This window comes from Rhizobium sp. BK181 (assembly GCF_014193305.1).
GTDB lineage: Bacteria > Pseudomonadota > Alphaproteobacteria > Rhizobiales > Rhizobiaceae > Rhizobium.
This window is the reverse complement of the sequence record NZ_JACHZA010000037.1, coordinates 1-6278: the sequence shown is the minus strand read 5'-3', so window position 1 is coordinate 6278 and position 6278 is coordinate 1. Positions and strand designations below refer to the sequence as shown.

Sequence of the window (6278 nt, the reverse complement as noted above, 5' to 3'; positions counted from 1 at the left end):
CCGCACCGCAACCCGCCGCTACCGCCCCAAATACAGCAACCCAAAACCGCCGGAGCGAACTTAAAACTGGATAAAACTTGGGGGCAAGGTCACTGAGAGCACTGCGCTTCAGAAGGTGCGCAGAAATTCGCGCTTACGCTTGTGCCAGCTCAGGCGCTACCGAGCCGATAACTGTCATGCGCGCGCCAGCAATCTCGATCTCAATCCGACCTGCGGCGAAGTGGGCGACATCCGACGGCAAGCTTCCGGGAGGCGTTCGATCGCCAACCACCGTCACGGGCACGAACATCGCCTGCTGCGCGCAGGTCTTGGCAGAGCGACGAGAGGTTAGTCCAGCTTCCCGACGCCAGACATTCAGCAAGCCGCGATTGACGCCCCAGCGCCGGGCAACGGCCGAGATGTTCACGTCGGGTTCTGCGCTTTCCGCAAGGATCCGCGCCTTCTCCTCGTCAGTCCAATTCCGCCGCTGCCGCCGACCGGTGATCACCTCGATCCGACGATACTTTCCCTCATGCCTGGCTTCATGCATGCCTTCATCCATGACTTCAAGCATGGCATCAGCGCGATCTCCAACCATTCCATTCCGCTCCTATCGATGAAGGAGCTTATCTGTAAGCGCGAATTTCTGCGCACCTTCTGAAGCGAAGTGCTCTCAGGCATGAAGTGTCCACCAAAATAGGTGGACACCAAATCATGGAAGAAGATGAGCAAAGACTGCGGGTGCGGCTTGTGGGTAGTGACGGACGACGTCGATATGACCCAGCTTCGGTAGATCGTCTTGTTGCAGCCTGTCTTGAACCGGGTGTCTCGGTATCGCGGCTTGCGCTTGAACACGGCGTTAATGTCAATCTCCTGCGGAAATGGATACAGAGGGCCAAGCGGCTTGGTCATCCTGTGCCCGGGGGTCCGGCGTTCGTTCCGGTTCAGGTCGGTCCCGATCGGAGCCTGCCAGTGCAGCGCAGCAGCTTGGATAAAAGCATCAAGAGGCTGTCTTGTGCGGCCAAGCTGAGCGCTTCACTGCCGAACGGGGTGAGCGTGACGGTGGAATGCAGTGATGTCGATGGGTTGGCAGCAATAATAGGAGCGCTGGGTCATGTTCAGACTTGGCGCTGATCTCCAGGTTTACCTGCATCGTGAGCCGATCGACTTTCGGGCCGGCATCAACAGCCTCGCGGTCCTGGTCCAGGAGACGATGGCGCTGGATCCCTTTGCTCCTGCGGTTTTTGCCTTTTGTAATCGCCGTCGCGACCGGGTGAAGCTCCTGTTCTTTGATCGGTCCGGTTTTGTGATGGTCCTGAAGAAATTGACGGAAGACAGGTTCCGATGGCCCCGCCGAGAGACTGCGGTGGTGACGCTGACGACAGAGCAGCTGCATTGGATTCTCGATGGCATCGATATCGATGCGATGATCCGCCATCCGGTGCGGCAATATCAGATCGCCGGCTGAGGATGGCGAATTGAGCTGTTGACGCAAAGGGGCGGTTCAGATTCAAGAATCTGATGACTCGAACCGGCGACCCCAGTGTTGCAGAGCTGATGGCGCAGTTGGCGGCCCATGCTGCCGAAATCGCTGCGCTCAAGGCCGAGAAGGAAGCGCTCTCGCAGCGGGTCGTCAAGCTGGAAGAAGAACTGGCACTGGCAAAGCTCCATCGCTTTGCTCCCCGCAGTGAAAAGCACATTGATCGTCTCTTCAACGAGGCCGAAGAGGCTGCGGTCGAGGATGACAGCGAGGAAGGCGATGTTGTCGAGCTTCCGGACACCGGCCTGCCAGCGGTAGAAGGTCAAATGGGAAAGAAGCGTGGACGCAGACCTCTGCCGGAAGACCTGCCACGCGAGCGCGTCGAATATGACCTCCCCGACGATCAGAAGTCTTGTCCCTGCTGCCAGGGTCAGATGCATCGCCTGGGCGAGGCTGTTACCGAGCAGCTCCATATCGAGGTCAAGGCAAAGGTCCTACAGAATGTGCGGTTCAAGTACGCTTGCCGCCATTGCGACCGCACCGGGATTAACACGCCCGTCGTGATCGCACCGATGCCGACGCAGCCCCTGCCGGGCAGCATCGCCACCGCCTCGACGTTAGCCTTCGCGCTCGTTCACAAATACGTCGACGGCACACCGCTTTACCGCGTGGCTCAGACATTTGAGCGTGCTGGTGTGCCGATCAGCCGCGGCGCTCTCGCTCACTGGGTCATCGGCTCAAGCGAGAAGCATCTGCACCGCATCTATGATGCGCTGAAACTGCGGTTGCGATCGCAGCCTCTCATTCATGGCGATGAGACGACAGTCCAAGTCCTCAAGGAAAAGGACAAGGAGGCCACAAGCACATCGTACATGTGGGCATATCGCAGCGGCGAGGACAGTGACGAGCCAATCGTATTGCTCGACTATCGGCCGGGGCGCGGCCAGATCCATCCGCAGACCTTCCTTGGTGACTACCGCGGCATATTGGTGAGCGATGGCTACACAGCTTGGCGCACATTGCATGGCGCAACCCATGTCGGATGCATGGCTCACTCCAGGCGGCGCTTCGTCGACGCCCTCAAGGCGAGAAAGAAAGGTGGCGGCCCGCCGGAGCAGGCCCTCAGGTTCTTTGAACAACTCTACCGGATCGAAAGGCAGGCGCGAGACAAGATGCCCGAGGCCAATGAAACGCAGGCCGACTGCATTCGCCGCTTCCGCCAACAGCACAGCTTACCTGTGCTGAACGCCCTCAAGTCATGGCTCGACGATATCGCGCCAAAGGTCGCACCCGATACCAAGCTCGGCGACGCCGTGTCCTACACTCTGAACCAGTGGGATTATCTGACGCGCTACATCAGCGATGGCAGGATGCCCATCGATAACAACATTCTGGAACGTGACATCAGAGTTTTTGCGACCGGAAGAAAATCGTGGTTGTTCAGCGACACTGCTGACGGAGCCAAGGCCAGCGCCGTGATCTACAGTCTCATGCTGACATGCCGCGCCTGTGGCGTCGACCCTCTGATCTGGCTACGACACGCGCTCACTGAGTTGCCGCAGCGACACGACGACGCCGACATCGGCGACCTGCTACCGATCAACTTCTCGAAAACATCCACCGCCTAACAGAGCCGGATCTCGGTACGGATGCGAGGCGAGCGGTGCAGCAGCCGTCAATGCGCATCGAAAATCGCGCTTACGCTTATCTCGCGGCCTCAATCTCAAAAGGAAAGGTGGGGTGTTCGTCGCGCTCACGGAGCAAAACCCTATGGGTTTTGTCTCCTGGTGAGCGTCCGGCGAAGGCATTTTCAAGTGTCGAGAGCTATTGGCCCCGTTTCATCTCATCGGCCATGACACGGTCGATCATGTCGGGATCGCATTGTGTGTCGATGAGGAACTCGCGGATACCGCCGTCCCAGGTCCTGATGTCGGCGAGTAGGCTTTGAAGTTCTTCGATGCCATTCTCGGTCAGGCCCTTCGTGCCATCTTCACTGCCATCACTTACGTAAACCAGTTCGCCCTCGGAGATGTTGTCCGAGTTCGCGGTGATTTCCTCGATCAGTTCGAGGTTCTCGCCTACCATGCCGGCGACTTGGTTGAGCGTGTAGATGAACCTTGAGCAAGCCATCAGGCAGCCTCGCACCGACCGTTTGCCGGCGTCCAGTTCCAGGGCAACAGATCTTCAAGTCGATCCTTGGGATGATCCTGGATCCGGGTCAGGACATCTGTCAGATAGACCTCCGGATTATGGCCTTGCAGTTTGACCGTCTCGATGATGGTCAGAATGTTGGCGATGCGCTCACCGCCCTTGTCCGAGCCGGCAAAAAGCCAGTTTTTCCTTCCGATTCCGAGTGGACGCATGGCTCGTTCAGCGATGTTGTTGTCGATTTCGACACGGCCATCATCGATGTAGACGCTCAAGGCTGCCCATCGCGACAGGGCGTATCGCATCGCCTCGGCCAGCCTCTGTTTCTGTGGCAAAGTCGAGAGCGTGGTTTCGATCCAGGCCTTGAGATCGTCCAGAACTGGTCGGGCATGGTGTTGGCGCAGGGTGCGCCGATCGTCAGCCGACATCCCTCGGATACGGTTCTCGATATCGTAGAGAGCGCCGATGCGCGACAGCCCTTCATCAGCGATCGGCGACGGCTTCAGCTTGATCACATCATGGAACTTGCGGCGCACATGCGCCATGCAGGCAGCTTCGATGATCTGGTTGCCGTAGAGTTTCTTGTAACCCCCGTAGCCATCTGCATGCATGACGCCGCTGAAGCTTGCCAGGTGGTCAGCCGGATGCGCGCCCTTGCGGTCAGGGCTGTAGTAATAGCCGATGGCTGCAGGAGTGGCGGATTGATAGCCACTGCCGTCAAAGACGTAGACCCAGACCCTGCCGGTTTTTGTCTTCCCCCGCCCGGGGTCGAGAACATCGACCGGGGTATCGTCCGTATGTATTCGGTCGAGTGCTGCGATATGGGCCCTGATCAACAAGACGAGTGGCGTCAGCAAAGCAGACACGCGGCCGACCCAGTCGGCCATCACGGATCGGGAGATGTCTATCCCCAACCGGTCGTACATCTCGGAGAGGCGATAGAGGGGGATGTGATCGTCGAATTTGGCGATCATGATATGGGCGAGCAGTCCCGGCCCGGGTTTGCCGCGCTCGATCGGCAAGGTCGGCATCTCGCCAGCCACCGTCGTATCGCATTCCCTGCAGATCATGCGCTTTTCGATATGCCGGACAATCTTGACCGACGCCGGCACGTGCTCCAACACCTGGACCACCCTGTCGGCCGCCTTCAGGAACGAGGTGCCACCGCAAGTCGGGCAATTGCAGGGAGCCGCATAGACAAGTTCTTCGGTGGCGAGACCATCGGGCAAGGGCTTGCGCTTCGGCTTCTCGGATGCGTCGTCCAACTCTGGCAGAGGAGTTTTGCCGGAGCGCAGTTCAGCCTCGGCACGGGAGGCCTCAATCTCCTCCAGCATCAGTTCGAACTGCTCTATCTTCCGGTCGATCTTTTCCGAAGAGGCGCCATGCTGCCGATGTCGGAGCAGCTCCAGTTGTGCGCGAAGAAGCCCGATTATGGAGTCACGCTTGATGACCTCGGCTTCCTGGCTCTCAAGCTTCGCCGCCTGTTCGGCGACCAGTGCGCGCAAAGCAGTGAGCTCGTCCTGACTGTCCAGCGGCGCTGTTTCCATACCCGCAAATCTAGCCGATTTGCCTCTGATGCACCAGCGTTATGCCTCGGATGTCCCTGCAAAATATAGCTTTTATCCCGTTCGGCCAGGAGCCGAAGTCCATGCCGGCCGACGCCAGTCGATCCCTTCCACGAGCATGGAAAGCTGCGCCTGAGTCAGGTGCGCGACGCCCTCTTTCGCCGTCGGCCAGGGAAAGTATCCGCGCTCCAAAATCTTGTAGAACAGGCAGAATCCCTGGCCATCCCACCAAAGAAGCTTGATCCGATCAGCGCGCTTTCCGCGGAAGCCGAAGATCGCGCCCGAGCCCGGCGCCTCCTTCACCACCGTCTCCACCAGCGCGGACAAACCATCAATGCCACGCCGCATATCGGTCACCCCACAGGCCAGATAGACCCGCACGTTCCCCGATGGCCCGATCATGCCGCCTCCACGCAAGCGACCAGCGGACCAAGCAGCTTCAACTCGACGTCAGCCGGAACCTTCAAGCGCCGACCGTTTCGAAGCAAGATCTCCACGATCGCCGGCCTCGTTGCCGCCGTAGTCGGCTGGCTTACGCCAACCTCCTCGGTGATTTCCACCGGGAGGAACACCGTCGGCCGATCGGCATAGCTGAATGATTGCCGCCATAATCGGATCTGGCCCGGATGAATGTCGTGCCGGCGAGCCACGTCACCAATGCGAGCACCGGGCTCATCAGCTTCCGCCAGTATCCTCAGCTTCGCCTCGTCCGACCAACGCCGTCTGCGCTCGGTACCGGACATGATCTCTATGCGAGCCATGAAACCTCTTTGTTCTGGTATTAATGTCAGCATTAATGCTGGTTCGAATGCCAGAACATCGCCTGATTTGCCCGATCAGCAAAAACAGCTCACCGGACGCTCACGTCTCCTGTAAGGGACGCACCATTATATGTCTGGTGAATGCCCTCAAATTTCAGTCGGCCGATTATAGCAGAAAGGACCGCTTTAGGCGGCCCTTTTGTTTCGGCCTGGGCCGTTTTCGTTCAGAGAAGATTTTTTGTTGCGCTTGGCAGACCTGGCAGCGACCGACTCTCCCGCGTCTTAAGACGAAGTACCATAGGCGCTGGGGCGTTTCACGGCCGTGTTCGGAATGGGAACGGGTGC

General features: G+C 58.8%; 8 protein-coding genes and 1 rRNA gene. 3 read left to right on the top strand and 6 right to left on the bottom strand.

Annotated features, from left to right (window positions below; genetic code table 11):
- Nucleotides 1-133: 133 nt before the first annotated feature.
- A complete protein-coding gene (gene tnpA, locus FHT77_RS31030; RefSeq protein WP_183759296.1) occupies nucleotides 134-577 on the bottom strand; it encodes an IS66-like element accessory protein TnpA in 444 nt (147 codons plus the stop codon).
- A gap of 116 nt (nucleotides 578-693) precedes the next feature.
- Here tnpA (FHT77_RS31030) and tnpA (FHT77_RS31025) point away from each other — a divergent pair, with 116 nt between their 5' ends.
- From tnpA (FHT77_RS31025) to tnpC (FHT77_RS31015), 3 genes are read left to right on the top strand one after another with little or no spacing between them, the layout of a single operon-like run.
- Nucleotides 694-1113: an IS66-like element accessory protein TnpA gene (tnpA, locus tag FHT77_RS31025; protein WP_183759295.1), complete on the top strand. Its 420-nt coding sequence runs from the start codon at nucleotides 694-696 to the stop codon at nucleotides 1111-1113.
- A complete protein-coding gene (tnpB, locus tag FHT77_RS31020) occupies nucleotides 1094-1447 on the top strand; it encodes an IS66 family insertion sequence element accessory protein TnpB (protein ID WP_113451388.1) in 354 nt (117 codons plus the stop codon). The genes tnpA (FHT77_RS31025) and tnpB (FHT77_RS31020) overlap by 20 nt, the downstream gene beginning before the upstream one ends.
- A 53-nt stretch (nucleotides 1448-1500) precedes the next feature.
- Nucleotides 1501-3087, top strand: a complete 1587-nt coding sequence (tnpC, locus tag FHT77_RS31015) for an IS66 family transposase (protein WP_183759294.1) — start codon at nucleotides 1501-1503, stop codon at nucleotides 3085-3087.
- A gap of 196 nt (nucleotides 3088-3283) precedes the next feature.
- On the opposite strand, the gene FHT77_RS32160 is transcribed toward tnpC (FHT77_RS31015), so the two are convergent.
- The 5 genes from FHT77_RS32160 to rrf all read right to left on the bottom strand — a co-directional run.
- Nucleotides 3284-3589 (bottom strand): hypothetical protein, encoded by a 306-nt coding sequence (locus FHT77_RS32160; protein ID WP_037138382.1) that lies wholly within the window; start codon nucleotides 3587-3589, stop codon nucleotides 3284-3286.
- On the bottom strand, nucleotides 3589-5154 hold the full coding sequence (tnpC, locus tag FHT77_RS31000; RefSeq protein WP_183759292.1) for an IS66 family transposase: 1566 nt from the start codon (nucleotides 5152-5154) through the stop codon (nucleotides 3589-3591). The genes FHT77_RS32160 and tnpC (FHT77_RS31000) overlap by 1 nt, the downstream gene beginning before the upstream one ends.
- Before the next feature lie 72 nt (nucleotides 5155-5226).
- Nucleotides 5227-5574 carry an IS66 family insertion sequence element accessory protein TnpB gene (gene tnpB / locus FHT77_RS30995; protein WP_012478058.1) on the bottom strand — a complete coding sequence of 116 codons (348 nt, stop codon included), beginning with the start codon at nucleotides 5572-5574 and terminating at the stop codon, nucleotides 5227-5229.
- A complete protein-coding gene (gene tnpA / locus FHT77_RS30990) occupies nucleotides 5571-5933 on the bottom strand; it encodes an IS66-like element accessory protein TnpA (protein ID WP_183759291.1) in 363 nt (120 codons plus the stop codon). The genes tnpB (FHT77_RS30995) and tnpA (FHT77_RS30990) overlap by 4 nt, the downstream gene beginning before the upstream one ends.
- Nucleotides 5934-6187: 254 nt before the next feature.
- Nucleotides 6188-6278: ribosomal RNA gene (rrf, locus tag FHT77_RS30985) — 5S ribosomal RNA — on the bottom strand; the annotation flags it as partial.

Excerpts from the sequence above, each read along its gene's own strand:
- tnpC (WP_183759292.1), bottom strand. The coding sequence starts at position 5,154 with ATGGAAACAGCGCCGCTGGACAGTCAGGACGAGCTCACTGCTTTGCGC.
- tnpB (WP_113451388.1), top strand. The coding sequence starts at position 1,094 with ATGTTCAGACTTGGCGCTGATCTCCAGGTTTACCTGCATCGTGAGCCG.
- tnpB (WP_012478058.1), bottom strand. The coding sequence starts at position 5,574 with ATGATCGGGCCATCGGGGAACGTGCGGGTCTATCTGGCCTGTGGGGTG.
- tnpA (WP_183759296.1), bottom strand. The coding sequence starts at position 577 with ATGGTTGGAGATCGCGCTGATGCCATGCTTGAAGTCATGGATGAAGGC.
- tnpC (WP_183759294.1), top strand. The coding sequence starts at position 1,501 with ATGACTCGAACCGGCGACCCCAGTGTTGCAGAGCTGATGGCGCAGTTG.
- FHT77_RS32160 (WP_037138382.1), bottom strand. The coding sequence starts at position 3,589 with ATGGCTTGCTCAAGGTTCATCTACACGCTCAACCAAGTCGCCGGCATG.
- tnpA (WP_183759295.1), top strand. The coding sequence starts at position 694 with ATGGAAGAAGATGAGCAAAGACTGCGGGTGCGGCTTGTGGGTAGTGAC.
- tnpA (WP_183759291.1), bottom strand. The coding sequence starts at position 5,933 with ATGGCTCGCATAGAGATCATGTCCGGTACCGAGCGCAGACGGCGTTGG.